The following is a 26,994-nucleotide window of genomic DNA, read 5'->3' on the forward strand; positions in this document are numbered from 1 at the left end:
TGTTTTTGGCAAGATTACCGCATCAATTTAATTGCCGATGTTAATTGGCTGCAAAACAAGCGAGGATGGGATGAAACAGATCATTGAGCAAATACGTCAGGACCGCGCGCTGTTATTTAGTTTACTCGTTGCCACTGGAGTGGGCGCACTTGGCGGTGTGGCTAGCATGCAGGGCCACAATGGTGGCGGACTGCTTCTGTCTGCAGGCGCGGTTTTTACCCTGTGCACTGTCACTCTTTTCAATCGACTCACCTCATCATCGCGCCCCCAACGTCAGCCTCTGGCGTCAACAACGCAGGTCAAGAACACTTCCAACTTAAGCGGAAGCTAATATGCAACTCGACATTACCATCGCTTTTTTCATCTTAGGGGCGTTAGCCACATTATTAAAATCCAATGTGCAATTTCCTAAGGCGCTCTATCAAACTCTGACCCTGTTTTTATTAATCGCCATCGGCCTAAAAGGTGGCGTAGCGCTAGCCAAACATGGCTCTAGCGCACTATTACCCCAGTCGATGTGGGTCATCGCAATGGGATTAATATTGCCACTTATCGCCTTTCCCATTTTACGCTTTATCGGCCAACTCAACCGCGCCGATAGCGCGTCTATTGCTGCCCATTATGGCTCGGTAAGCATTGGTACCTATGCGGTCGCGGTGGCATTTTTAGAATCGCAAAATATCAGTTATGAAGCCTATTTCCCGCTGTTTGTGGTGTTACTAGAGATCCCTGCGATTGCCGTCGGTATCGCCCTTGCCCAAGAAAAAGGCCAGCAAGTAAAATGGCGCGTGTTACTGCATGAAGTCTTTTGTAATCAAAGCTTAATCCTACTTGTGGGGGCGCTGGTTATTGGTTACTGGGGCGCCGACCGAATAGGCTCTATCACACCGCTGTTCTTTGACCTGTTCCATGGTGTCTTGGCATTGTTCTTATTAGAGATGGGGATGATGGCGGCCAGTCGAATTCAGGCGCTAAAACAGACGGGCAGCTTTATTCTGGCATTTGGCGTGGCCATGCCCTTAATTGGCGGCTTTATCGGCTGTTTACTGGGGCTCTATTTAGGGCTGTCCAATGGCGGCGCTATCTTATTGGCCACCTTAGGCGCCAGCGCATCTTATATTGCGGTGCCTGCGGCGATGCGCGTTGCCATTCCCCAGGCAGACCATAGCCTGTCGGTCACCTATTCGTTAGCGATCACCTTCCCGTTCAACGTATTGGTTGGTATCCCCACTTACGCACTATTTACACATTGGTTAACAACTTAAGAGGCAGCAATGACACAAGCTAAAGTCGCAATAATTATGGGCTCACAGAGTGATTGGCCCACCATGAAAAATGCAACCACTGTGCTCGATGCACTAAAGATAAGCTACCACACGCAAGTGGTATCGGCGCATCGTACCCCTGAGCGTCTGGTCGAATTTAGCCATAATGCGGCTAAAGAGGGCATAGAGGTGATCATTGCCGGCGCTGGCGGCGCTGCACATCTACCCGGCATGACTGCCGCGATGACCCACCTGCCCGTAATTGCGGTGCCGGTGTCGAGCAAATCCTTAAAAGGGATAGACAGTTTACTGTCTATCGTGCAAATGCCTAAAGGTGTTGCGGTGGCCACCCAAGCTATTGGCGAGTCGGGTGCCTTTAATGCCGGCCTGATGGCAGCGCAAATATTGGCACTAGGTGATAGCGCTTTAACTCAGCGGCTTATCGATTGGAGAGCTTCACAAACTGCCAGCGTGCCTTTGGAGGTAGAATAATGCGTATTGGCATCATTGGCTGCGGTCAATTAGCCCGCATGCTGGCACTGGCGGGGCTCCCTTTGGGGCTCAAGTTTAGCTTTGTGGCCGATACTGGCAGCGATACGGATTTAAGCTGCGTAGAAGGTTTAGGACTGATTGCCCCATGGCAAGCGGGTGATAACCTTGCAGACCTTTATGATGCCTTAGGTCAGCCTGATGCTTTCACGGTGGAAAAGGAGCAGGTCGACCTCAACTTACTGCAAGGCTTAGCCGCTTTTTGCCGTATCGCGCCGAGCGTCAATAGCGTTGCCCATTGCAAAAGCCGTATCGAGGAAAAACAGCTGCTAGCCCAACTGCAGATCCCTAGTGCACCTTTTTGCTACGGTATAGACTTAAACCAAAGCGCCAAAGAGATTGGTCTACCCATGGTGCTTAAATCCCTACATGACGGGTATGACGGCAAAAACCAGTGGCTAGTCAAAGATGATAGACAACTAGCACAGCTCGCTGCCAGCCCACCCCAAACGGACTATCTGGCAGAGCAGTGGATAGCGTTTGACCGAGAAGTGTCGCTTATCGGTGTGCGCAGTACGACGGGCGAAACCCAGTTTTACCCGCTAACCGAAAATGTGCACCATCAAGGGATCTTAGTGCGCTCCATCGCCCCAGCTCAGGGGATAACGCCTATGATGCAACAAACCGCCGAAGATTATATGCGGGCGATTTTTGACGACCTAGCCTATGTGGGCGTGCTCGCCATGGAGTTATTTGTGGTGGGAGATAAACTACTGGTTAACGAGCTGGCTCCTAGAGTGCATAACAGCGGCCACTGGACACAGCTGGGCGCCATGACCTGTCAATTTGAAAACCACCTCAGGGCGATAGTAGGTCTGCCGCTAGGGGCAACGCAAGCTCAAGGCGCTACGGCAATGCTCAATTTACTGGGCACAGCTGCAGCGCCAAGGGAGGCGCTTACCGCCAATGCCAGTTTGCACTGGTATAACAAGACGCCGCAACCTCAACGCAAAGTGGGCCATATCAACATTAATGCCTACGACCATGCGCAATTACAGCAGCAGATCGCACAAGTTGAAGCTAGCCTACCCCGTTAGCGCCACTCGTCAGACAAAGGCGCTTTAGGGCTGTCGCTCAATCACACTTAATGCTGTGGTTGGGCGCCATTTCGGACAATATCTTTACCCGTATCAAACACCTCTTGGGTTACCCAACGGGCAAGCAATAACTTGTGGTTATTGCCAAACACCGCCACAAAGGGACGACCATCGGCATTATTGGTCGCCATGCCAATCCCAACGACCCCTTCTAAACCTAAGCCACCCTGCTCAACAGCGGCAATAAAGCGGCGTAATTCGGCTAAATTGTCGATCACATCGTGTTCATTATTCATCTATTTCACTACTCTTGTCGTCGCGACTGTCCACCAACTCAAATCTAAGTCTAGCCAAGTCTGTATCACTTTGAGCCGCGTACTTTACCGCAAAGTGGGGGACAATGTGAACTATCAGTATTGCGCTATCATCATTGGCTAAGGCAGCAGATATTCTATATGCGGCCGTTTATCCGCCACTTATAACTAATACTTGGGATCGATAGCCAAGTGTTATAACTAAAAATAACTTTTAGGGGTTTAACTGAGATTAAACATCCCGATATTAATCAGTATCACGCCAGTAAAACCAAGGAAATCATATGACACAAGAATATACGCCCCCCAAAGTATGGACAATGGATAAAGAGAGCGGCGGCAAATGGGCCAGTATTAATCGCCCCCCGACTCTGGCGCCAGACACCAACAAGCTTTGCCAGTAGGCAAGCACTCTTTGCAACTGCATTCTCTAGCCACCCCTAACGGCCAAAAAGTCACTATCTTGTTAGAAGAACTCTTGGCTAAAGGTGTTAGCGCCGCCGAATACGATGCCTACACCATAGATATTGGCGAGGGCGAGCAATTCTCATCAGGCTTTGTCGCCATCAACCCCAATTCGAAAATTCCTGCCCTCGTCGATAACTCAGGTGATAAGCCGATAAGAGTGTTTGAGTCGGGCGCCATCTTGCTTTATTTAGCCGACAAATTTGGCCACTTTATCCCTAAAGATCACGCCGCCCGCACTGAAACACTCAATTGGTTATTTTGGCTACAAGGCTCGGCGCCTTACTTGGGTGGCGGGTTCGGCCATTTCTATGCCTATGCGCCTGAAGCGATTGAGTACCCCATCAATCGATTCACCATGGAAGTGAAACGCCAATTAGACGTGCTAGATAAACAGTTAGCCAACAACACCTACATTGCAGGCGACGAATACAGCATTGCCGATATGGCCATTTGGACTTGGTACGGCAACTTAGTGCTTGGCCATTTATATGACGCCGCCGAATTCTTAGCGGTAGACTCTTATACTCATGTCGTTCGCTGGGCCAACAATATCGCCGCCAGATCCGCAGTGCAGCGCGGTCGTATCGTCAACCGCACATGGGGTGAAACGTGGGAGCAACTCCATGAGCGCCACAGCGCCAGCGATATAGACCAAGTGTTAAGTCTGCGCCCTTAGGCTAACGTCGCGTGGTTACGCCATGAATCGGTGGCTCGTAAGTTAAAACACATCATTAAAAAAGCGAGCCTTAGGCTCGCTTTTTTGGGGTCAAGCATCAACATCTGTTAACGCAGTTAATAGCGCCGGCCCATGCATAGACTCGTGGTTAGGCCCATGATTAAAGTCCAGCTTTGGCTTTACGGGCTTGATGCAGTTTCTTATAACTTTCAATCAATCGCAGGTGTGGCTCTATGCCTTCAAGCTGCATACTGGTTTGGGTTAAACCAGAGAAACGTATGTCACCGTTGACCGAGCCAACCACTTGCTCCATCACGGCTTCACCAAACATTCTGTTGAAGTTCTGGATGAAATGTTCAAGCGCCAACGCTTCGTCTAAAGTCACTTCCAATACCGCATTAACCGCTTGATAGAACAAGCCACGCTCAACCGTATTATCGTTAAACTGCAAGAAGTCGCCCACCAGCTCCAGCGCCTCATCATGAGCACCGAGTGCAAGATAGATAAGGATTTTAAGCTCAATAATGGTTAGCTGGCCCCACACGGTATTTTCATCGAACACGATGCCAATCAGGGTGCGAATATCTGTGTAGTTATCGAGCTGACTCTCTTCAAAACGATTAATTAAATCAACCAGCTCATCATCACTCAAGGTATGCAGGTTTAAGATATCTTCACGGTAATCCAGCGCCTTGTTGGTATTATCCCAAATCAAATCTTCGACAGGATAAACCTCTGAATAGTCAGGCACTAAAATACGGCAAGCCGATGCGCCAAGTTGATCAAACTCAGCCACATACACCTCTTTACCTAAGGTGTCTAAGATGCCAAACAGCCCTTTAGCTTCCTCTTCGTTGGTGCCAGAGAAATCCCACTCGCAGAATTCAAAGTCATGCTTACTGCTAAAGAAGCGCCACGAGATCACCCCAGTCGAGTCGATAAAGTGCTCAACAAAGTTTTCTGGCTCACTCACCGCCATGCTGTTAAAGGTCGGCTTAGGCACATCGTTAAGGCCTTCGAAGCTGCGACCTTGTAATAGCTCAGTTAAACTGCGCTCTAAGGCCACTTCGAAACTCGGATGCGCGCCGAATGACGCAAATACGCCGCCAGTTTTCGGGTTCATCAAGGTGACACACATCACCGGGAACTGACCGCCTAATGAGGCATCTTTCACCACCACAGGGAAGCCTTGCTCCTCTAGCCCCTTGATGCCAGCAAGGATACTGGGGTACTTTTCTAGCACCTGCATAGGCACATCGGGTAGGACAATTTCTTGCTCGATAATTTGACGCTTAACCGCACGCTCAAAAATCTCTGATAAGCACTGCACTTCGGCTTCTTGCAGGTTGTTACCCGCGCTCATACCGTTACTTAAAAACAGGTTTTCGATTAAATTCGACGGGAAATAAACCGTCTCGCCATCGGAGCGACGCGTATAGGGAATGGTGCAGATGCCGCGTTCAATGTTGCCTGAGTTGGTATCGATAAGATGCGAGCCACACAGCTCATCATCTGGATTGTAAATGTCTAAACAATAGTCATCGAGCAGGCCAGCAGGCAGCGCGTCGTCATCGGTGAGCGCAAACCATTTCTCGTTGGGATAATGCACAAACTCGCTGTTGGCGATATCCAAACCGAAGAACTGGTCGTTATAGAAAAAGTTACAGTTTAGGCGCTCAATAAATTCACCCAATGCAGAGCATAATGCGCTCTCTTTGGTCGCCCCTTTACCATTGGTAAAGCACATGGGCGAGGCAGCATCACGAATATGCAACGACCACACATTTGGCACGATATTGCGCCATGATGAGATTTCAATCTTCATTCCAAGATCGGCCAAAATGCCAGTCATATTGGCAATGGTTTGCTCAAGCGGCAGATCTTTACCCAAAATATAGGTGTTCGCTTCGCCATCGGGCTGACCCATCAACATGGCATTGGCATCGGCGTCGAGATTCTCAACCGTTTCGATTTTGAACTCGGGGCCGGTTTGCACCACTTTTTTCACGGTGCAACGTTCGATAGAGCGTAAGATACCTTGGCGATCTTTGTCGGAGATATCATCTGGCAGCTCAACCTGAATTTGAAAAATTTGGTTGTAGCGATCTTCAGGATCCACAATATTGTTTTGTGACAGGCGAATATTGTCGGTGGGAATGTCACGCGCCTTACAATACACCTTAACGAAATAGGCCGCGCAAAGGGCTGATGAAGCTAAGAAATAATCAAAAGGACTAGGGGCAGAACCATCACCTTTATAACGGATCGGTTGATCGGCGGTAACGGTAAAATCGTCAAACTTGGCTTCAAGTCTGAGATTGTCGAGAAAATTAACTTTGATTTCCATTGAATATATCCAGTGTCGTGCGCGGCCAAGCGGCCAAAAAACTTACATTGAGGTGAATTATCGGTGTTTTTAACCCATTAGTCTTGGGTTAATTACCAAAAAGCCCATTAAGTGAGTTAGCGCTCTGGAAATACAGCGGCTTGGGGTCGGTGGTTAAAGGTTGCGCTCAGATCCGCGCTTCACTAACACAAAGGTGAGGTACGTCTTAGTCGATAACGACAGCGCCATGCCGATGGCGACACATATCACACTGATAATAATGCCATTAACGCCCATGGCCTCTATCGTTTCGCTAAGGTTATGCACATAACCCCCAACAGCAATAAGGCTAGTACCAAGCATAATGCAGCACTTATCTCTATAGGGCTGGCCTTGCTTTGATCGCGTAATACCTAGACAACTTAATATATAACAGTAGTGATAGAAAAATCACGCTGCCACCGACAAACTGCTGCAGTTGTAACTGCTCATCTAAGATCCAAATACTCAACAACATGGTCCAAATCGGCTCTAAAATCATCAGCAGTGCGGCCGTTTCCATAGTCACCTTGTACTGCCCCAAGGTTTGCAATAGGTATCGTACCGATGTCGCGATCACCGTCGATATCATAAACCAAAATAGTAACTGCGCATTTAACTCAAAGGCGACTGTTTTGGTTAATGCCACATACACCAAGCCAACAACCCCAACGACAAACAGTTGAATACAAATCGAATCTAATGGTTTGATATTAAGGCTGATATTTTTATTTAATACAAAATGAACCGAAAGTAAGGCCGCAGCTAATAGAAAATACCACTGGCTCGGATCAACCTGCCAACCCTTGGTGAGTATCAGTAACATCATGCCACAAATACTCACAGGCAAGGCCAGCCAAAAGGCACGATTGGGCCTGATTTGAAACAACAGCCAAGCGATCATGGGGGCAATAATCATCGCCAAACTCATGATAAATGCCCCTTCCGACAAACTGTGGCTCATGGCGACAGCGTGAACCCAAACTTGCAGTGACACCCCAAGAAAAATGCCGACACCGCCAGCGGACAACAAAGGTTTGATGTTCAGTTTAACTACACTTTTATAGCAAAAGGGCAATAGCAGCAGGCTGGCTAGCAAGAAGCGAGCACCGATAAACAGCTCTCCAGGCATATGAATCACAACCATTTTCGATGCTATCCAACCAACAGCAGCTAACAAGGTAGCGATAAATAGATACAACACTCCGCGCATGATGGGGACTCATATAAAGTAAGATTCAGCATCAATAGCAAGGCTGAAATGGCGACGACATGAAACACCTAACACCATGATATTGCAAGTTTTTAATCTGAACTTTGTTCATCTTTATTTGCGTAAATAGCAACCACATTGCTGTGGTTGCTATTTATTTCACCGCTGATAACCGCTTACCGTCACACCGGGCGGCAAGGTACCCTGATTATTTAGCGTACTCAGGATAATCGGTTAAGCCTTTTTCTGCCCCGCCAAACAAGGTCGCCGGATCGTGCTCAGCCCATGGGTAACCGTGCTTAATACGATAAGGTAGATCAGGGTTGGCCACAAAGGGGCGGCCAAAACCTATCATATCGGCTAAACCGTCATTAAGGGTTTGCTCAGCTTTTTCAGCATCATACTTACCGGCGTAAATTAACACCCCTTTAAAGGCTTCACGCACCGCCTGTTTAAATGACAGTGGCGTTTCTGGTGCATCGTCCCAATCCACCTCGGCAATGTGTAAATAGGCGATGTCATATTGATTAAGCAACGCCGCTGCCGCGGTATAGGTTTCAACGGGGTTCGCATCAACCGTGCCATTAAGTGATGTAAATGGCGCTAAACGTACCCCAACGCGATCGGCTCCAATGGCATCGACCACCGCCTCGACCACTTCGGCTAAAAAGCGCAGACGATTGTCGACACTGCCACCATATTCATCGGTGCGATTGTTGGCACCAGAGTCGATAAACTGGTTGATTAAGTACCCATTGGCCGCATGCAGCTCGATACCATCAAACCCAGCTTCAATGGCATTGAGCGCCGCTTGACGATACTCGCCAATCACCTGCTTAATGTCATCTTTAGTCATGGCCCGTGGCTCAACCACATCAACAAAGCCCGGCTCTGCCTTACCATTATCAACAAACACTTTAACGTTTTCGGCCTTAATGGCTGATGAAGAGATGGGCTGAGCCCCGCCGATATTATCGGGATGGGTTACGCGGCCCACATGCCACAGCTGGGCAAAAATCACTCCACCTTTATCATGCACTGCGGTGGTGGTTTTCTTCCAGCCATCAATTTGCGCCTGAGTGTAGATACCTGGGGTCCACGCATAACCTTGGCCCATGGCTGAGATCTGGGTGCCCTCTGCCACAATTAAGCCTGCCGAAGCACGCTGGGCATAGTAAGTGGCCATGATGTCGTTAGCTTCATTACCCGGTTGGCTCGCACGCGAGCGTGTCATAGGCGGCATAACAATTCGGTTAGCTAAAGTGTAACGACCTAATTGCAAAGGTTGAAATAATGCCTGTTTCATCTTGGTGTTCCTCTGTTGTCTAACCAATGCGCTGCAGAAATATCGGCACACGATTGTTCACGTTAAAGCGCGTTAATCCAGTTGGATTAACTCAATTTGGTAACCGTCAGGGTCGGTGATAAACGCAATATGAGTCTCGCCGCCTTTTACTGGCCCAGGTTCACGCGTGACTTTAGCGCCCAAGGCTTTTATTTTGTCACACGCCCCATAGATATCATCAACTCCTAAGGCTAAATGGCCAAAAGCATTGCCCATTTCATAGGTGTCTGTGTCCCAGTTATGGGTTAATTCAATGCTGGTGCCGCCCTGCTCATCTGGGTAGCCGACAAATACCAAGGTATAGCGATACTCGCTATTGTCGGTTCTCTCGAGCACGCTCATACCAAGCACCTTGGTATAAAACTCAATTGATTTATCAAGGTCTTTCACCCTGATCATCGTGTGTAAAAACTTCATCGTTATACCCTATTCACGTGATAACAACTCTGATGGCCAGCCAAGCCATAAGCGTCTGCGCTTATGTGGGTGACTCATTGAATAACGACATATTACGATACGAAAATCAGTCCGTATAATTATCATTTTTTATATTAATCATTACAGTTTGTTATTAATAATCGCGAATAATCTACTCTGAGAAAAAAACACTCCAACCAATATCACTCGGTAACGCCCCATTCGATTCTCGCCAAACAGCCACTGGCACAGCAACGCCATGGCCCTAGCAAAAAAACAATGTACATGGAATAACCAATTAGTTTGATTGTTATGATCTAAAGTCGCGGCTTAGCGTATAATGTCCAGCTCGCAAAAAAGTAAGTCATCCTTCCCCCAAATTGAGTCCCAACAATTAAGGTGTGATGTAGTGAATGTAATTAAACGTCTGTATTCTGGCTTCGCAGTACTCTTGTTGATCATGCTGGGCATTACCCTTTTTGGCCTATTCAAGATCAGCATCGCCGATAAAAACCTCACCCAATTATCCGATCAAACGGCAGTTGAGCAGCGCCATGCCATTAACTTTCGTGGCAGCGTTCACGACAGAGCCATCTCGATTCGAGATGTGGTGCTAGCCAAGAGCGAGGCTAAGTCAAACGCACATCAAAATGACATTAGCCGCTTAAATGCCTTCTATCAGCAATCGGCCACCGAACTCGATGCCATGTACAAAAAAGTGCAGCACAGTACTGAAGAGCAAAAGTTAATGCGCTTAATTAAAGAGATAGAACGCTCGACCCTCTCCTTAACCGATAACTTAATCGCCATGATGCGCGATGGGCGTAAAGCCGACGCCACCGATTACTTAATTACCACAGTTTCACCGGCATACACAGAATGGCTTAAACGGATAAACAACTTAATTGATTATCAAGAAATCGCCATACAATAACAGGTTGCAGCAGCGCGAGAACAAACCAATAGCTTTCAATGGATCATGCTGGCGGTTACAGCAATAGCTATCGTCATCGGCTCTATTGTGGCGGTCAGTACCGTTAACCGCCTAAAACGACTGGTGGGTGGCGAGCCTGAATATGCCGCTTTGGTTATCAAAGAGATTGCATCGGGTGATTTAACCACTCAGGTTAAGTTTCATACCCCCAATAGTATTTTAAGTGCGTTACAAGACTTAACCGACCATATGTCGGGTTTCACCAAAAATTCGATAGCAGCGGCTAATGAGCTGCTCAGTGCCTCTAACGAATTATTGCTAACAGCAAAATATAACGAAGAGTTGATCGTTAACCAAAAAACGGCTACCGAACAAGGCGCGACGGCTATCAACCAGATGTCATCGACGGTATCAGAAGTCGCCAGCCACACTAGTGATGCCGCCAGCCTAGCTCAAACCGCCATGAACGAATTTACCGCCGGGCAAAACGAAGTCAGTAAAACCCAGTCGAGCATCAATGCACTTGCCGATAAAGTCAGTGAGGCCGCAGAGGTGATCAATAATCTGTCGCAAGACAGCCGTCAGATTGAGACTGTGTTAGAAGTGATTCAAGGCATTGCCGAGCAAACCAACTTATTGGCATTAAACGCAGCCATTGAAGCCGCCAGAGCGGGTGAGCAGGGTCGTGGTTTTGCCGTGGTGGCTGATGAAGTGCGCAATCTTGCTCACCGCACTCAAGAGTCGACCGGCCAAATTCAAGCGGTCATTGAAAAGATGCAAGGCAACTCGATGAATGCGGTAGAGGTGATGAATCAAGGCACACAACAGGCTGAGATCAGTGTCGAGCAAGCCAAGTCGGCAGGTGAATCACTGACGGCGATTAATCTTTCGGTCACCCAAATCAGCGACATGAACACCCAAATCGCCACGGCGGCAGAAGAGCAATCTGTGGTTGCCTCTGAAATCAATCGTAACTTTAGCCAGATAACCCACTCCGCGTTACAGGCAGAGGAGCAAGCCAGTAAAATCACCCAAGCAAGTCAGCAGCTTGAAGATCTGGCAAAAACATTAGAGCACAATGTTCGCCAGTTCAAAACCCTGTAGTAAGCAAGAGTCGCTCGTTGATGATGGTGGTGGGAATGACATCTCCACCACTGTTGTTGAACAGCGAGTATTTAATCAACGCCGCTCTCATTAAGGGGCATTAACGGCACTTTCATTGCAGAAGTGCCGTTCATTCAATGAAAATATCGTTAAGCTCACCATCTTAAAACAGCGTATCAAGAAAAGGGCAATAGCCCTTTTCTGATACTCAAGGCGCACTTAATCGATTTGCCCTTCTACGGTTTACAGTTGCGACTGCACAAACTGCTTGGCATTGGCTTTTAATTGCTCAAGATCTTGTTGATCATAAAACTGATTATGCGAAATCACCCCTTCAATTTTTAGGGTATTGCGGATATCGGTTAACGGGTTATCGGCCAAGAAAATAATATCGGCGACCTTGCCATGAGTTAACTCACCAAACTGCTCGCTTTTACCTAAAAATTTCGGCCCAGCTAAGGTTGCTGACTGCAAGGTTTGCAGCGGCGTCAGCCCAAAATCACTATAGATAGCTAGCTCTTGATGTAGCGATAAACCCGGGTAGATATAAGAGTTTAAAAAGCCTGCATCGGTACCCGCAATAATCGAGACGCCCGCCTGCTGCACTAGTGGTAATAGCTGCCCGGTTTTAATGTAACGCGCTTTACGCTGCTCAATTTGCGCTGCATTGTCCTTATTGGCTCGCTCCACCCGCCACTGATACGTTTGCTTTAGCCCCTTACCGATATAATTTAAAAACTCATCATCTTGATGATTATCTTCATCAATATAGGTGGTAATTTGGTTGCCAACTAATGTCGGAACCACAGCCGTATCGTTGCTGGCCAGCACCACATATTTGCTTAACGCGGTTTGTTGGTCGAAATTTTGCGTCGCTATGGGCAGTGCCTTGCTATAACTGAGCTCGCCAGAGGCGACTTTCGCCGAGATCTCAGCTTCATTTTTGGCCGCCGCCTTTAACAGATAGGTCATATGCTCAATGGCATCTAAGCCCGCGTACGACACATCGGTCACCGATAGCGAAAAGGGAATATGCCCAGAGATTTGATAACCGCGCTTTTTCACCTCTTTCACCGCCTGTAAATAAAGCTCTGGGGGTGAGCGCGCTGTCGGTGATCTTAATAAAGTCGACGTCCATGGCATCAAGTTTATCAATGGCGGCATTCATCTCAGCCGTGGTTTCCACTTCCAGATCGCCGGGCCAAATCGAATCTTTACCCTCAAGTTTAGGGCCAGAGGTATAAATGGTTGGGCCAACGAGCTCCCTGGCATTAACCTGTGCACGCCAAGCTAACACCGACTCACTTAAGTCTGCAGCGGCGTCTCGCACAGTGGTTACCCCGTAAGCCAAATACAGAGGTAACAGCTGCTTGTTTTCTTCAATCAACGCTTCGCCACCACCAAAATGAACATGCATGTCCCACAGTCCGGGCATCAGGTATTGGTTTTTGGCATCGATATACTGCGCCGCGCTATAACGGTTATTAAGGGGAGCACTGCTGCGCTCAATAATAAGGCCATCTCGAATCGCCAGCGACTGTGATGCGTCAACCAGACCGGTTTTCACATCTATGATATTGGCATTGTCGATAACAATATCGGCTTGTTTAGCGGCGGGTGTGGTGCAGGCACCAAGTAACATAAGTGTTGAAACTATAAGCGTTTTTTGCATCTGTTGACTCCATTTTTTGGGGTCAGGCTAACACAGCAATCGCAGATTATCCTCCATTATTTATCCTGTAAGGGTGAAGATGAAGAACCTTGTTTTTCAAGATGTTGCCGCCCATAACGATGAGCAAGCGGCTGGGCACTCAAACCATGGGCCAAAATACTCAACAGCACAGTGACGGTCACCACTGCATATAAAGTTTCAAATCCCTGCATGCTGCCTATCTCATGTACCACGATCAACACATATAAAATAGAAGCGATACCACGCGGGCCAAACCAGCCAATAAATAACTTAGTCGATAGGTCTAACTGCGTGCCGATAAGGGATATCACCACAGGTACTATGCGTAGCACGGTCAAACTCAATAGAGCATACAGCACCACCTCCCAACTAATATAAGCGAGGGTCAAAGGCACAAACGCAAGACCAAAAACGAAGAAGCTAATGAGTACAAATAACTCTCCCTCACTCTCGGTAAAATCCTCAATGTGACTGCGTGTTTTTTCGTAGGTGTTGCCAGCATATAAGCCAGCAAAAAAAGCCGCAATAAAACCGTTACCCGATAGCGTTTCTGCAAGGTAGAAAGCCATGATAGCTAAAGCGATGGGAATTAAATTTTGATAGCTGGCCTCAGCAAGATTTCTGTTATCGACCCACACCAATAGCTTAGTGCCTACATACCCCACCAAAGCGCCCACTATTGCCCCTACACATATTTGCTGACCAACATAGACTATCCAGTGCTGCTGTTGAGGAGTGCCAGCATCGCTTAACATCAAGGCCACTACCGTCAATAACATAGGAAAAATAATGCCGTCATTGAGCCCACTTTCCACATTAATGCTAGAGCGAACCCACATAGGGACGTTAGGATCGGACACCACGGCTTTACCCAGCGCCGCATCTGTTGGCGTAAGCAATAGAGCCAATAAAATCAGCGAGGTCATAGGCTCATCGGGGAAAATCCACCACGCCGCAGCGGTGCCGGCAACCACAGTGATTGGCAAGCCAATAAACAGTAATCTAGCCGGAATTTTCCATGAGCGGCGCAGCAACTTAAGATCAAGCAAGGCAGCATCGGCAAACAGTACTAACACCAAGGCAATTTCCACAATCACAGTGACAAACTCAGCATCGATTTCGACCTGAGTAATATGCAATCCTAACGGCGAGAGTAATAGCCCCAGCCCAGTAAACACCATGGGGCCTGAGATATTGAGGCGAGATAACCCCTTAGAAATATAACCGTATAACAAGACAATCATTGCGATAACTAAAATAACGATATGCTCATCCATGCCTAGCTTTTCCTTTAACTAAATCGGTAACTTAGCCTCCAAGCTAACAAATATTGCGCAATTAAGCTTTCCTTTAATATCGCGATAGATAACTCACACAAGAGTCGTAAATAGCAGGGCTGAATCGATGGGCATAATTGGCCACGCACAAGGGTGGCCGTTATCTGCAGCGGAAATAGCGGTTCGGCGCTACCTAGTCTTTAAATTTTTTCGTGGCGCGGTGAAACTCAGAAGTAAACGTATCCCAAGTGGCTTCAATTTTTTGCTTACTCAACTCCCAAGCCTCCTCACTGGCCTTAGCAAACTGCACTAACTTCTGCTTGCCCTCGTCGAGATGGTTTTCTAGTGACTTAATCTGCTTGTTCATTTCTAGCTGAGCGTCGGCACTGGCTTTGGCGGCCTGCGCTTTAAGCTTATCTATGTCGGCTTGCCACTCATCTAACTGAGCCTGCATTTTCTGTTGATACAGTTTCTTGTCGTTCATAATTTTATCCTTACTATCGTTTCATCGCGGGTACATGTGGCGGTGATTAAGCGCAGCCGCAGCGCTGCAGAGACTTAATTTTGCTGGTGTCACAAGGAGTATAGTCAGGCCACTCCGACAGCGGATGACTAATACCTAAGCTAATGCATGCTTAATGTATGAATAGCTGCTAAGCCCAAACGGATCATAGCCAAGACTCAAACCATGTACTTTCAGCGATGGCGGATATGTGCCAGACCAATACCTCAAGAGGGATATTGAAGGCTCACGCTACCAAGCGTCGACGTCAAAGCGCGCCCGCCTGGCTTCAGTAAGAGAACATTGGGTGAGATGCATCAACTCATTCAAGGTGATGCTAGGGTTACCCTTAATGAGGCGAGCAAGCTTAACCTGCAAAGGTTCTAGCTTGTCAGCGTGTTGCTGTAAGGCTGTGGTAATTTTTTGCACAAGGTAAGATAACTCAGCACACTCAGATACGTGTAATTGCGATGCCAGCGATTGAATATCAATGGCATCGCCACGCAACTGCCAATTTCTGGAGCGGCGCACACGCTTTAGCTCGCAACCATATTGCTTAGCAACCGCTTGCGCCTTGTTGGCCGCTTCCCTGCCAATCCGATGGATGAGCGCCGGAAGCGGTATGCTGATCTGCTTATCCATAACGGCTTACTTGTAAATCAAGTAAAGGCGCCGTTGACGCGAGCGGTTAAAGTACGACATCAGGTTACCCCCTCAATTTACAACCCGTTTTGGTATTGCAGGAGTGTTGACTCGGGCACTAAGCGCGACAGCTTCGCGCTGGCTTCACTTTGGCCATCGAGCAGGGCTTGAAACTGTTTAATGAGCTCAACCTTATCAGGAGATACTCTGTCGCCTGCGCCAATATTGGTCAAATCAATCATAAAGCCATCAAACTTATCACTAAGGTCGTTAATGATGTCGGTATTTAAAAACTGATCTTGGTTATAAATGCTTGGGTAACCTGCTTTTTGCTTGTCGATGGCAAAAGAGTCACCTTTGAGGTTTTTAATACTGGTCGATTTATCGCACGACAACATACAACCGTTATCGATGCGTGGCTTTTCACACCCCACACTCTGCTGGAAAAAACACTGACGGCTAGCCATCAACAAAATGGGATGATAAATGCTGTAAAGCAGCTTAAAGTCTTTCGGTCTGGCTATCTGCTTAATTTGCTGCCGGTTTATCTCGTTAGAAATAAAGGCGCCGCTGCAGGCCGCCCCTTGCTTAAGTGCCAGCAAGGCGTAAGAGTTGGTGGTATTTAAAAATGGCCCCGCAGTCCATTGAATCCCCAACTGCTCGGCATGATACGCAATACCTGTATTGTTGGTGACAATCAGCTTAGGCTTCACTTGTTGCAAAATATTCAGCGCCACATCAAAATCTTTGCCGATTAACACGGGCGGAAACCAAGGAATAAGCCGTGGGTTTTGCAGCAAGAAGTCGACATACTTGGTGCAGCCACGCTTGTAAGCATCGGGCAGCTTAAAATAGATATCGCCATCGGTCACATCGGCCAATGCCACATCGGCTTCATCACAGATAAGCATCGACAGCCCAAGCGGCTCATCGGCTTTAGGATGGTGCTCAAGTTTAGGCGGCTGCACATGTGCAATCATAGCAACCCCTGCATTTAAGTAGCTAAGTAGCTCATTTTTTAGAGTGGTTATCTCACGAAACGGAATGCTTAAACCATCGGTTAGCTGCTGAGTGTCAAGCTCGACGAGTTCATAGTTAGCGTTATTAATGCTTTTGAAACGCTTTTCAATCGCTTGCCTATCAACGCTTAACTCCTCGCTCGGTATCATTACACTGCTAGAGGTGAAGACTTGACTGTCGGTTTTAACCGCTTGCCCGGGCAACAGGCTATCACTTTGCTCAGTCACAACCGTTAACCGCAGCGGCTCATCTAGCTCACTGGCAAAGCTCAAGCTAAGCTTGGTTTTTTCGATACTCAAATGCGCAATTTTTTCATCAACTGAACTGGTGATCTGCTGTTTATCCACTTGCAGTTGCTGCTGAGCCGAGTGAATTTGTACCACAGAGATAGACTCGCCTTTTTCGGCTTTGAGTTTATCCACCAAGTGATTGTTAGAGTTATCACGTGGGTTATCAATAAACATCGACTGGTTTAAATCGCCCCGTAAAAACGCATTGGTAAAGTCGCGGTTAAACACCTTATATAAGCGCTCGCCATCTTGAGTCAGCTCGCCGGTTGCCACATAGCCGTCAATCTGCTTGCGAAAACTATCGATCACCGTATGCACATAGCTAGCGCCTTTAATGCGCCCTTCCACTTTAAAGGAGTACACACCAGCTTCAATCAAGGCAGGTAAATCAAAAAATGCCGAATTGTCTTTAATATTTAATGGAAAATTATGACCCGACTCGGTAGTTTCATACTCTTCACGGCACGCTTGACTGCAACGGCCACGGTTACCCGAGTTACCCGCGCTGGCCGAGGTTGAATAACATAAACCCGAAAACGCCACGCATAATGACCCATGCACAAACACCTCTAATAAGGTGTCATGCTCTTGGCCGACTTTGGCGAGCGCCGTTATCTCGCGTAAATTAAGCTCGCGCGATAAGTTCACCCGGCTGACACCGAGTTTTTTTAAAAACGGAATTTGCCCCGCATTATGGGTGGTTAGCTGAGTCGATGCATGGATATCAAGGGTCGGAAAGTAGTGACGCAACACATAAAGCAAGCCCATGTCTTGCACTATCACCCCATCTAAGGTGGTGTTGACTAACTTATTCAATAAGTTAAATAAGGTTTTAAATTCTTGCTCTAAGATAACAATATTGAGGGTTAAGAAAATTTGACAATCGTATTGATGGGCAAGTCTGATGATCCCCACAAGTTGATCGAATGAAATATTAGCGGCGCGATTACGGGCGTTAAAGGTATCTAGGCCGCAATACACAGCATCAGCACCGGCAATAATGGCCGCTTTTATGGCCTGCACATCACCACCTGGGGCTAATAATTCAATCTTGGGTTTCATCACTTTAGCGAGTCTCAGTTAACGTTAAAAGGGGGAATGGTACGCGTATATTTTGCCGATGAATATGGTTAAAGTAGATCAAGTATTAGTAAATCCGTAAATAAGTGATCAAGAGATAGCGTTTAAAATGAATAAAAATAGTAGCTTACCTATTATCTATTCGCTAAGAAATTGTCCCTTCGCCATGCGGGCGAGAATCGCGATTTATAAATCCCAGCTGCCAGTTTTGCTGCGAGACATTATATTAAAAGATAAACCCGCTGAAATGTTAGCGGCATCGCCTAAGGGCACAGTGCCAGTGTTAATCACCCCAAACGGCACTGTGATAGAAGAAAGCCTTGAGGTGATGTTGTGGGCACTGAGCATGAATGACCCAGACGATCTGCTGTTCACAGGGGATGATGAGATGCTCGCTGACATGCAAACTTTAATCTATCGCTTTGATAACAAGTTTAAGCCCTGCCTAGAGAACTACAAATGTGCTAAGCGTTACAGCGAAACCAATATCATCGCGTGCCGCGAAGCCTGTGAAGTCTACATCAGTCAATTAGAGCAACTATTAACCCAGCATCAATACCTGATGGCCGACAGAGAAAGCCTAGCCGACATCGCCTTGCTGCCGTTTATTCGCCAATTTGCCCGCGTCGAGCGCCAATGGTATCTGCAGTCGCCCTACCCACACGTTCGCCAATGGTTAACTGATTATCTACAAAGCAACATGTTCAGCAAGGTGATGACCAAGCATGAGTTGTGGCTAACTAACCGCTGTGATGTGCGGCTCAACCCCTAGGTAAAATCCACCGCTGTGCCCTTAACGCTAAGCCCTATGACGTCACGGATCACACATTTAACCCTAATATTGCTAGGTTAATTTCTTGAGCAAAGGGCCAGTATTGCCTACAATAGCGCACGTTTTATTCATTACAGACAACGACCATGAACGACACTAACACACCAGCCACACCAGCAGCACAACCCGCCTTACCGGATCGCCTTTCCGTTAATCCTCGTAGCCCACACCATGTGGCAGAGATATTCGAACACGACATCGGCATTCGTGTTAACGGTAAAGAGCGTTTCGATGTAGAAGAGTATTGCATCAGCGAAGGTTGGGTAAAAATCCCGTCAAAATCCTTAGACCGTCGCGGCCAACCACTATTGTTGACCGTAAAAGGCACTGTGGAAGCTTTTTATCGTTAAGATAACTCGATAAAACCGGGGTTAAACGTAAGAGTAAGGCTGCAAAATATGCGGCCTTACCCATCACAGTCACCCTAGCACTAATTAAAACCCCAGCTTAAACCTCCAGCCAAAAAATAGCGCCAATAAAAACTCAACTAAACATATCAACCCATCGCACCTGAGCATAATCAATCTAGGCGATGCGCGCCCCTACACCTCACTTAATGTCCCCCTCACTTAATGTCCCGATAACGTTAGCCCCATTGGGTCCAAGCCTCATGCCACTAGGCAAGATATGCATTAGCCTAGTAGACAACCCCATAACGTTAGCCACTGCCATCATAATTTCACTCATTTTGGTTAATATTACATCAAGCAAGAGAAGTTGATTACGCCCTCAATTATGTCCATCAAATGTAATGACATCTATCTTTAACTGGATGACTTTGCTACATTTAGTTTCAAATGTAACACTAAAGTTTATTTCATGTTTTTATTCGTTCTAGGAGGACGTGTGGCAAGAGCACTTGTAATATTTATCGCATTGGCCCTATTGCCCATATTTTCAGTGAGCGGAAAAGACCTAAGGTTTGCTGTTGTCCCCAAGTTTTACAGCACTTTTTTTGATCAAAGTGGCAATGGCTGTAAAGAGGCTGCCGCCCAAATAGAAGGCGTGGAATGCATATATCGAGGGCCTGAAGTCGCCAGTGTAAGAATGCAAGATCGCATTATAGAACAGCTGATCGATGAGGGCGTAGACGGTATTGCAGTAGCGGTGACGCAATCTAAATTTCTCGCAGAAAATAGCTTACAGAAAGCGAAAAAAGCTGGCATCCCTATTATCACCTATGACTCTGATTTTGACGCCCCTACCCAAAACAAGCACAACAATTTGCGTTTAGCCTATATAGGTACAGACAATATTGAACTTGGTAGAGCCTTAGGCGAAGAGTTGAAAAAACTTCGCCCCGAGGGTGGAACTCTGGTGATTCAAACGGGACGGCCAGACTCGCCCAATTTGAATCAGAGAATTATGGGCATACGTTCGGCGCTATCGGGCAAAACATATGACACCCCTCCAGGGCAGTTACTCAAAAACGATCGTGGATGGACTGAGGTGCGCGAGCCTTTTTTGAATTTTGACCAGCTGACTCAGGCCGTTAAACAGATGGAATCAGTTATGAAAGGTAAGCCCATAAAAGCCGACTCCTTTATTGCTGTTGGAGGCTGGCCGCAAAATAATGTCGACCTTTACCGCAGCATGATCACTCCCTTCAAAGATAAAATTGATAACAAGGAGGTGATCATTATTATTACTGACGCAGGGACGCCGCAGTTAACCATGTTACAAGAGCATCTGGCTCATATAAATATTGGCCAAAACCCCTATGCAATGGGACGCGAAGCGTTACTCACACTGCATAAAATTGTCACAAAACAACAATATGACGAAGTGATCTACACGCCAATAAAGTTTTGCACCCCCAAAAACTATCAAACGTGCACTAAAAGTGTGCCAATTAGCGCCGTAACCGACGACACAAGCCAAAAGCACTTTAATTAATACGGACTTGGTATCGACCTTATGCCTTAAAGACATCCAGATACCTAGTCAATCACCATAGCCTCAGATGGTTACAGGATGATAAAGCTCGCTCACAGACCACACTCCACTTCCATAAGTATCCACAGTCCGCTTAGGCCTGTCCCCTGTTGCAGGTTATAACCACAGCCCACCACAAACCAACTCAAAGCAGTAAGGCGTGATGCTAAGTCGCTGCCAAATCGCGCAGCCTGATCGCCAGCATCACTTAACATGAGCCAGAACTCGGCGACTTTCCTCCCTAATTAAACCATGCGCTATTGACTCACCCTTAGTTAATTAGCTTCATCATTTTTTTAGATTAGATAAATCGATTTTATTCGTCCATGCCTTTTAAATCCTTACCTATACTTTACTCTCGGCGAATAAAATTCAACCAAAACCCAGTGCGACAGCCGCTCACCTAAATCGCTTAATAAGCTTGTTATTAGCGAATTTAGGGCTTGTGCTTTAGCACAGCGAAACACCTTCGCAAGAAGCGATGATGGATCAACATTAAGGAAGAGAGCAATGAAAGCAACACAACTGACGAAACAAGCATTAGCAGGCGTTATCAGCATGCTGCTGATATCCGCTTCAGCTTACGCAAATCCCCAAGACAAGCCACAAATGACTAAGCCTCAGGGCGCCACTGGCACCGGGGCGGCAGTGGCCAATCAAGCTAAATCCAATCAATTTTGGTGGCCCAATCAACTTGATCTCTCAGCGCTACGGGATCACGATAAGCGCTCTAACCCCTATGGTGCCGATTTTGATTATGCCAAGGCATTTAACGGCCTAGATCTTAAGCAGGTCAAACTCGACATTAATGCCCTACTCACCAGCTCACAAGATTGGTGGCCAGCCGACTTTGGCAACTATGGTCCGTTTTTTATCCGCATGACATGGCACAGCGCAGGCACCTACCGTACCCTTGACGGGCGCGGTGGTGCTGGTGGAGGCCAGCAACGTTTTGAGCCGTTAAACAGCTGGCCAGATAACGGCAATTTAGACAAAGCGCGCCGCTTACTTTGGCCTGTTAAAATGAAGTACGGCGAAGCCCTGTCTTGGTCAGATTTAATTGTATTAGCCGGTAATGTATCGCTTGAAAACATGGGCTTTAAAACCTACGGCTTTGCCGGTGGACGGGCCGATGACTGGGAACCCGACATGGTGTATTGGGGGCCAGAAGTTGAGATGCTAGCAAGCGATCGTGAAGATCGTGACGGCCAACTACTACGCCCATTAGGCGCTACCCACATGGGGTTAATCTACGTTAACCCTGAAGGCCCTAAAGGCGTGCCCGATCCGCTCGGCTCTGCCAAAAACATTCGCGTGGCCTTTCAACGTATGGCCATGAACGACGAAGAGACCGTCGCCTTAATTGCTGGCGGCCACACCTTTGGTAAAATGCACGGCGCCCATAAACCTAAAGATTGTATGGGCCCAGAACCCGCCGCAGCCGGTATTGAAGAGCAAGGCCTTGGCTGGAAAAACCGATGCGGTAAAGGCCACTCAGAAGACACCATCACCAGTGGTTTAGAAGGGGCGTGGTCTCAATCGCCAACCCAGTGGACCTCCTTGTATTTAAGCAACTTATTGAACTTTGAATGGCAACAAACTCGCAGCCCAGCCGGAGCAATCCAGTGGGTGCCAACGGATAAGTCATTACACCAAGCTGTGCCAGACGCCCATGTAAAAGGCAAATATAACCCGCCTGTCATGACCACCGCCGACTTAGCATTAAAGTATGATGCTGAGTATAAAAAAATTGCCCAGCGCTTTTTAGACGATCCCGAAGCGTACCGCTTAGCGTTTGCTAAGGCGTGGTACAAGCTTACTCACCGAGATATGGGGCCATCAGTTAACTTTTTGGGCAACGAAGTGCCTGCCGAGACTTTAATTTGGCAAGATCCTATCGATAATAAAACAGCATCAAATATCGATGACAACGACGTTAAGGCGCTGAAGAAAACCATCTTAGCCTCTGGTTTAACCATACCTGAGTTAGTCCGCGTTGCCTGGGGATCGGCTGCCAGCTACCGCGATACCGACATGCGCGGCGGTGCCAATGGCGCACGTATCGCCCTATCGCCGCAAAAAGACTGGCAAGTCAATAACCCGGCAGAAACCGCTAAAGTGATCACAACACTCAAAGGGATCCAAGATGACTTTAACAAAGGGACTAAGAATAAAAGCCAAGTCTCTCTAGCCGACTTAATCGTATTAGGTGGCGCAGCGGCCATTGAAAAAGCGGCTAAAGAGGCAGGTTACAATGTCACCGTGCCCTTTAACGCGGGTCGAGGCGATGCCACCCAAGCGATGACAGATGTTAATTCATTTAAGTTACTCGAACTTACATCGGATGGCTTTAGAAACTACTTCAACAGCGAGTTAAGTTACCAGTCGCCAGTTGAAATGTTAGTCGATAAAGCCGATCAGCTTGATCTTAGCGTGCCAGAAATGACGGTGTTAGTCGGCGGATTACGCGCCCTTAATGCAAACTATCAGGGACTGCCCTATGGCGTATTAACCAACACACCGGGCAAGTTAAACAATGACTTTTTCGTCAATTTGCTCGACATGTCTACCGTGTGGCAAAAATCGTCAACCGACGGTATTTATGACGGCTTTGACCGCCAATCGGGCAACAAGAAATGGACCGCCACCTCTGTCGATTTAATCTTTGGTTCCAACTCTGAGCTGCGAGCCGTCGCCGAAGTGTATGCCTTTGATACGTCAAAGCAAAAATTTGTCGATGACTTTGTCGCCGCGTGGACTAAGGTGATGAACCTCGACCGCTAAGCGTCAAGCAGTGCAAGGCTAAAAAACCTTGCAGCCCAAGCCCAAAGCGACTCAAGCTTAAAACGACTCAAACCCAAAGCGACCCAAGAGGTCGCTTTTTTCATTCTGACCACAGCAAATGGTTAACTCAAAGCCTTTCTGTTTAGATAACTGGTTTAGGTAGCAGGGTAACGCTTACCGAGCCCAAATAATGCGTCGCAGCCGCAATACCCAAAGCCAATCGCTATTGACTCGGTTATGCTATTAAGGCGCTAAATGGTAGTTGATTTATCACTGTTCGCCATAGAGAATAGCCCCTAGATAAATTAATACATTCAGCACTATAAAATAGGAGCTCCAACTCGATGATGACAAAATGGGCAATACGTTTTTTACAGATGGCCGAGCTCGTAGCATCTTGGAGTAAAGATCCCTCCACCCAAGTGGGCGCAGTGATCACCGAAAACAATCGCATCGTCTCTTTAGGTTTTAACGGCTATCCCCACGGCATCTCAGACAGCGCCGAAACCGATAACCGTGAGATGAAACTGCTTAAAACTCTGCACGCCGAAGAGAACGCCATTCTCCACGCCAAGCGCGACCTTAGCAGCTGCGAGATCTGGGTGACCCACTTCCCCTGCCCTAACTGCGCCGCCAAAATCATCCAAACCGGACTGCGCGCCGTGCATAGCCCACAGCCCAGCGAAGACTTTCTGTCGCGCTGGGGCGACAAAATTAAAGTCAGCCAAGATATGTTTGAGCAAGCCGGCGTCACCGTCGATTGGATGCAGGTAGATTCAGCAAACCAAACGGCTATGTGAAAGTAAAAGTAAGACAAATACGATGTGAGGCAGCGTAAATCGATATCGCGTTTGCACTGGCTCACTTTAGTTGCCAAGCCACGGACTTAAAGAACAAGGAAGTTTCATGACGTTAAGTAACTTATACCCATTAATCATTGCATTAGTCGGGATCGTTTTTATCCGGTTACTGATGCTACTACTCAAGCCGTCAAGGGATGACAGCTACCGCTACCGCAAACAAAAAGTCTTATTCACTCCAGCAGAACGCTCCTTCCTTGGCATACTCGACCAAGCCGTAGGTGACCAATATCGAATACTTGGCAAGGTTCGCATCGCCGATGTGCTTACGCCAGAAAAGGGCATGACCCGCAAACATTGGCAAATTGCTTTCAACAAAATCAGCAGCAAACACTTCGACTACGTACTATGCGACAAACAAACCCTAGCCGTGGTCGCAGCCATAGAACTCGATGACAAGAGCCACAAGCAAACCAAAACTTTACAACGCGACCAACTGGTCGAAGACGTCTGCCAAACCGCTGACCTTCCTCTCCTTCGATTCGACGCTAAACGCAGTTATCACATTGAAACGGTTCGCACAGTCATTCAATCCCGAATTCAGACAATAAGTCCACAACCCGAAGTAGAAGCGATCCCATTCATAACTGCTAGCCGAGAAAGTTAGTATTCATCAATAGATGCCAACACTTCGCAGTTGAATTCTGGGTAACTTTTTAAAAGACCGACGCTTTGAAATAACAACTAACCTCACAAGAAAGAGTAATGAGTGATACAAGCCACTCTTTTTAATGGGGAACTAGCAGTAAAAGTTTGAAGTAAGTATTGGAAACGATGTTAATAGTAGGTTAGTGTCGATAAAACTAATGGAATGCGGGCTGCTTATACCAGCAGAAATAGCAGTACAAACTAAGCAAGAGTCAAGGAAGAAGCAATAGCTCAAGAGTCACACCGCCCAGCGCTTATCAACACAAGCCGCTAGCAAACAGCGACTCAACGCCCCTCCGCTTAGCTTTCTTCAACGTATTTCTAATTTATAAACAAATATTTTATATGGATGTTATATATTTTGAAAGTTTACATTAACTTAAATTATTTTAATTAAGCACCAAAAATTGAAAACCAAAAGAGAAAAAAATGAAGAAAAAAAATATTTTAACATTGGCATTGGTGGCACTTTGTTGCCTACATACGCCAACATTTGCATCAGGTTTAGATGCAACATCAGAAAAAACAAACGTACAGCCAAATTCAGCTCAAACGTTTCTCAAGCGTAAAGTAGCAATTGCAAGATTTTCAAATGAAACGCAAGCTGCGAATAGCTTCCTAGTCGATAGTTCTAGCAATCGAATTGGCAAGCAAGCGGCTGATATTCTAAGTGCACGTCTCGCTGACACTAATAAATTTATGATGTTTGAACGCATTGACAGTAATGAAGTCAATTCAGAGAATATATTAAAAGGCATAAGTGATAGTGGCGTTTCAGTAGAATACTTAATAGTCGGTTCTGTAAGTGAATTTGGCCGCTCAGCAGAGAGCACTACAGGTATATTCTCTCAGTCAAAAATACAGAAGGCGTATACAAAAGTTAACGTTCGCTTAGTTGATGTCACAACAGGAAGAATAATTAGTTCTGTAGAAGGTGCAGGTGAAGCAAGCACAGAAACGAAGAAGACTCTGGGAACAGGAACATCCGCAGCATTTGATCAAAGCCTAACGGATAAAGCGTTGTCGCAGGCAATTTCTCAAATGATCAGTAACCTAGTCGAAAAGATGACGGCCAAACCTTGGAAATCATATTTCCTATCAAATGACGATGGCACCTTTATAATTTCTGGTGGCGAAGCACAGGGCCTTTCAGAAGGCCTCGAGTTAATTGTTTACGAAAATGGTAAGCAAGTAAAAAACCCACAAACTGGTGGCGTAATATCTTTACCAGGGAGGGAAGTCGGTAAAGTTAAAGTACTATCAACATATGGAAATGACGAATTTGAACAAATAGCTTTCGTAGATATCGTTGAAGGGTCAATTAGTTCAGACCTATCAAAATATTACCTTTCTGATAAATAAAAAGAGACTTTCATGAGAACTATAACATTCCTATTTTTAAGTGTATTTCTAATTGCATGTGGATCTAATGTGCAGCGAAATGCAACGGGTTTAGAGCATGAACAAAAGGTTGTCATCATTGCCGACGTGTTAGTTGGAAACTCGATTACTGTCTCAGTAATCAATAACCATATCATTAAAGGCAAAGACTTAACTCCCTATGCGACGGGTATTGCGGGCGCTGCAGATGCAGCAGATGAAAACCGCCAGATTTTGGAAATAAAATTGGATAAAGGGTCTCATAAACTAACGATCAAGAATCCTACTGGTAAAGTTCTTTACTCGAAAGAAATTTACCTAGCTGATGGCCAAGTAAGAACTATACGAATCTAAAAGGAAAAAA

26 protein-coding genes and 1 pseudogene are annotated in these 26,994 nt (G+C 46.8%); 15 read left to right on the forward strand and 12 right to left on the reverse strand.

Annotation, left to right across the window (positions count from 1 at the left end):
- Window positions 1-70 precede the first annotated feature (70 nt).
- From AC0VXX_RS13590 to AC0VXX_RS13605, 4 genes are read left to right on the forward strand one after another with little or no spacing between them, the layout of a single operon-like run.
- Window positions 71-331, forward strand: a complete 261-nt coding sequence (locus AC0VXX_RS13590; protein ID WP_475514665.1) for a hypothetical protein — start codon at window positions 71-73, stop codon at window positions 329-331.
- Window position 332: 1 nt separating this feature from the next.
- Window positions 333-1,265: a sodium-dependent bicarbonate transport family permease gene (locus AC0VXX_RS13595; RefSeq protein WP_475514666.1), complete on the forward strand. Its 933-nt coding sequence runs from the start codon at window positions 333-335 to the stop codon at window positions 1,263-1,265.
- 9 nt (window positions 1,266-1,274) lie between these two features.
- Window positions 1,275-1,757, forward strand: coding sequence for a 5-(carboxyamino)imidazole ribonucleotide mutase (gene purE, locus AC0VXX_RS13600; RefSeq protein ID WP_475514667.1), 483 nt, complete (start codon window positions 1,275-1,277; stop codon window positions 1,755-1,757).
- Window positions 1,757-2,851, forward strand: coding sequence for a 5-(carboxyamino)imidazole ribonucleotide synthase (locus AC0VXX_RS13605; RefSeq protein ID WP_475514668.1), 1,095 nt, complete (start codon window positions 1,757-1,759; stop codon window positions 2,849-2,851). Before purE ends, AC0VXX_RS13605 begins: the two co-directional genes overlap by 1 nt.
- Before the next feature lie 47 nt (window positions 2,852-2,898).
- Here the strand turns inward: AC0VXX_RS13605 and AC0VXX_RS13610 are convergent, their stop codons facing one another.
- The gene (locus tag AC0VXX_RS13610; RefSeq protein ID WP_475514669.1) at window positions 2,899-3,147 is read right to left on the reverse strand and encodes a hypothetical protein; all 249 of its coding nucleotides are present in this window, start codon (window positions 3,145-3,147) and stop codon (window positions 2,899-2,901) included.
- A gap of 302 nt (window positions 3,148-3,449) precedes the next feature.
- On the opposite strand from AC0VXX_RS13610, the pseudogene yghU reads away from it, so the two are divergent.
- Window positions 3,450-4,309 (forward strand): annotated as a pseudogene (yghU, locus tag AC0VXX_RS13615) (glutathione-dependent disulfide-bond oxidoreductase).
- 160 nt (window positions 4,310-4,469) lie between these two features.
- On the opposite strand, the gene AC0VXX_RS13620 reads toward yghU, so the two are convergent.
- From AC0VXX_RS13620 to gloA, 5 genes are all read right to left on the reverse strand, one after another.
- On the reverse strand, window positions 4,470-6,656 hold the full coding sequence (locus tag AC0VXX_RS13620) for an OsmC domain/YcaO domain-containing protein (RefSeq protein ID WP_475514670.1): 2,187 nt from the start codon (window positions 6,654-6,656) through the stop codon (window positions 4,470-4,472).
- A 153-nt stretch (window positions 6,657-6,809) separates the two neighbouring features.
- Window positions 6,810-6,998 carry a hypothetical protein gene (locus tag AC0VXX_RS13625; protein ID WP_475514671.1) on the reverse strand — a complete coding sequence of 63 codons (189 nt, stop codon included), beginning with the start codon at window positions 6,996-6,998 and terminating at the stop codon, window positions 6,810-6,812.
- Between the two features lie 16 nt (window positions 6,999-7,014).
- Complete coding sequence (locus tag AC0VXX_RS13630; RefSeq protein WP_475514672.1) at window positions 7,015-7,887, reverse strand: DMT family transporter; 873 nt, start codon at window positions 7,885-7,887, stop codon at window positions 7,015-7,017.
- Between the two features lie 208 nt (window positions 7,888-8,095).
- A complete protein-coding gene (locus tag AC0VXX_RS13635) occupies window positions 8,096-9,193 on the reverse strand; it encodes an alkene reductase (RefSeq protein WP_475514673.1) in 1,098 nt (365 codons plus the stop codon).
- A 72-nt stretch (window positions 9,194-9,265) separates the two neighbouring features.
- On the reverse strand, window positions 9,266-9,649 hold the full coding sequence (gene gloA / locus AC0VXX_RS13640; RefSeq protein WP_475514674.1) for a lactoylglutathione lyase: 384 nt from the start codon (window positions 9,647-9,649) through the stop codon (window positions 9,266-9,268).
- Between the two features lie 409 nt (window positions 9,650-10,058).
- On the opposite strand from gloA, the gene AC0VXX_RS13645 reads away from it, so the two are divergent.
- Both AC0VXX_RS13645 and AC0VXX_RS13650 read left to right on the forward strand, forming a co-directional pair.
- Window positions 10,059-10,583, forward strand: a complete 525-nt coding sequence (locus AC0VXX_RS13645) for an MCP four helix bundle domain-containing protein (RefSeq protein ID WP_475514675.1) — start codon at window positions 10,059-10,061, stop codon at window positions 10,581-10,583.
- Between the two features lie 45 nt (window positions 10,584-10,628).
- Window positions 10,629-11,687 carry a methyl-accepting chemotaxis protein gene (locus AC0VXX_RS13650; RefSeq protein WP_475514676.1) on the forward strand — a complete coding sequence of 353 codons (1,059 nt, stop codon included), beginning with the start codon at window positions 10,629-10,631 and terminating at the stop codon, window positions 11,685-11,687.
- A gap of 243 nt (window positions 11,688-11,930) precedes the next feature.
- On the opposite strand, the gene AC0VXX_RS13655 is transcribed toward AC0VXX_RS13650, so the two are convergent.
- From AC0VXX_RS13655 to AC0VXX_RS13680, 6 genes are all read right to left on the reverse strand, one after another.
- Entirely contained in the window at window positions 11,931-12,752 is an 822-nt protein-coding gene (locus AC0VXX_RS13655; RefSeq protein ID WP_475514677.1) for an amidohydrolase family protein, read from the reverse strand.
- Window positions 12,664-13,359 (reverse strand): amidohydrolase family protein, encoded by a 696-nt coding sequence (locus AC0VXX_RS13660; RefSeq protein WP_475514678.1) that lies wholly within the window; start codon window positions 13,357-13,359, stop codon window positions 12,664-12,666. The genes AC0VXX_RS13655 and AC0VXX_RS13660 overlap by 89 nt, the downstream gene beginning before the upstream one ends.
- A gap of 56 nt (window positions 13,360-13,415) precedes the next feature.
- Window positions 13,416-14,657 (reverse strand): cation:proton antiporter, encoded by a 1,242-nt coding sequence (locus tag AC0VXX_RS13665; RefSeq protein ID WP_475514679.1) that lies wholly within the window; start codon window positions 14,655-14,657, stop codon window positions 13,416-13,418.
- 193 nt (window positions 14,658-14,850) lie between these two features.
- Window positions 14,851-15,141, reverse strand: coding sequence for a sll1863 family stress response protein (locus tag AC0VXX_RS13670; RefSeq protein WP_475514680.1), 291 nt, complete (start codon window positions 15,139-15,141; stop codon window positions 14,851-14,853).
- A 270-nt stretch (window positions 15,142-15,411) separates the two neighbouring features.
- Complete coding sequence (locus AC0VXX_RS13675; protein ID WP_475514681.1) at window positions 15,412-15,801, reverse strand: ribosome recycling factor family protein; 390 nt, start codon at window positions 15,799-15,801, stop codon at window positions 15,412-15,414.
- A gap of 77 nt (window positions 15,802-15,878) precedes the next feature.
- A complete protein-coding gene (locus AC0VXX_RS13680) occupies window positions 15,879-18,173 on the reverse strand; it encodes a peptidase U32 family protein (RefSeq protein WP_475514682.1) in 2,295 nt (764 codons plus the stop codon).
- A 127-nt stretch (window positions 18,174-18,300) separates the two neighbouring features.
- Here AC0VXX_RS13680 and AC0VXX_RS13685 point away from each other — a divergent pair, with 127 nt between their 5' ends.
- From AC0VXX_RS13685 to AC0VXX_RS13720, 8 genes are all read left to right on the forward strand, one after another.
- Window positions 18,301-18,963 carry a glutathione S-transferase gene (locus tag AC0VXX_RS13685; protein WP_475514683.1) on the forward strand — a complete coding sequence of 221 codons (663 nt, stop codon included), beginning with the start codon at window positions 18,301-18,303 and terminating at the stop codon, window positions 18,961-18,963.
- A gap of 146 nt (window positions 18,964-19,109) precedes the next feature.
- Window positions 19,110-19,373, forward strand: coding sequence for a DUF3297 family protein (locus AC0VXX_RS13690; RefSeq protein WP_119979190.1), 264 nt, complete (start codon window positions 19,110-19,112; stop codon window positions 19,371-19,373).
- Window positions 19,374-19,869: 496 nt separating this feature from the next.
- Window positions 19,870-20,919, forward strand: a complete 1,050-nt coding sequence (locus tag AC0VXX_RS13695; RefSeq protein ID WP_475514684.1) for a substrate-binding domain-containing protein — start codon at window positions 19,870-19,872, stop codon at window positions 20,917-20,919.
- Window positions 20,920-21,468: 549 nt separating this feature from the next.
- The gene (katG, locus tag AC0VXX_RS13700) at window positions 21,469-23,742 is read left to right on the forward strand and encodes a catalase/peroxidase HPI (protein ID WP_475514685.1); all 2,274 of its coding nucleotides are present in this window, start codon (window positions 21,469-21,471) and stop codon (window positions 23,740-23,742) included.
- Window positions 23,743-24,086: 344 nt separating this feature from the next.
- Window positions 24,087-24,542 (forward strand): dCMP deaminase family protein, encoded by a 456-nt coding sequence (locus AC0VXX_RS13705; RefSeq protein ID WP_475514686.1) that lies wholly within the window; start codon window positions 24,087-24,089, stop codon window positions 24,540-24,542.
- A 106-nt stretch (window positions 24,543-24,648) separates the two neighbouring features.
- The gene (locus tag AC0VXX_RS13710) at window positions 24,649-25,209 is read left to right on the forward strand and encodes a DUF2726 domain-containing protein (RefSeq protein ID WP_475514687.1); all 561 of its coding nucleotides are present in this window, start codon (window positions 24,649-24,651) and stop codon (window positions 25,207-25,209) included.
- Window positions 25,210-25,679: 470 nt separating this feature from the next.
- Entirely contained in the window at window positions 25,680-26,612 is a 933-nt protein-coding gene (locus tag AC0VXX_RS13715) for a CsgG/HfaB family protein (protein WP_475514688.1), read from the forward strand.
- Between the two features lie 12 nt (window positions 26,613-26,624).
- Window positions 26,625-26,984 carry a hypothetical protein gene (locus AC0VXX_RS13720; protein ID WP_475514689.1) on the forward strand — a complete coding sequence of 120 codons (360 nt, stop codon included), beginning with the start codon at window positions 26,625-26,627 and terminating at the stop codon, window positions 26,982-26,984.
- The last annotated feature ends 10 nt before the right edge of the window (window positions 26,985-26,994 follow it).

The sequence above is a fragment of the Shewanella sp. QJM3NY_23 genome (assembly GCF_056173105.1).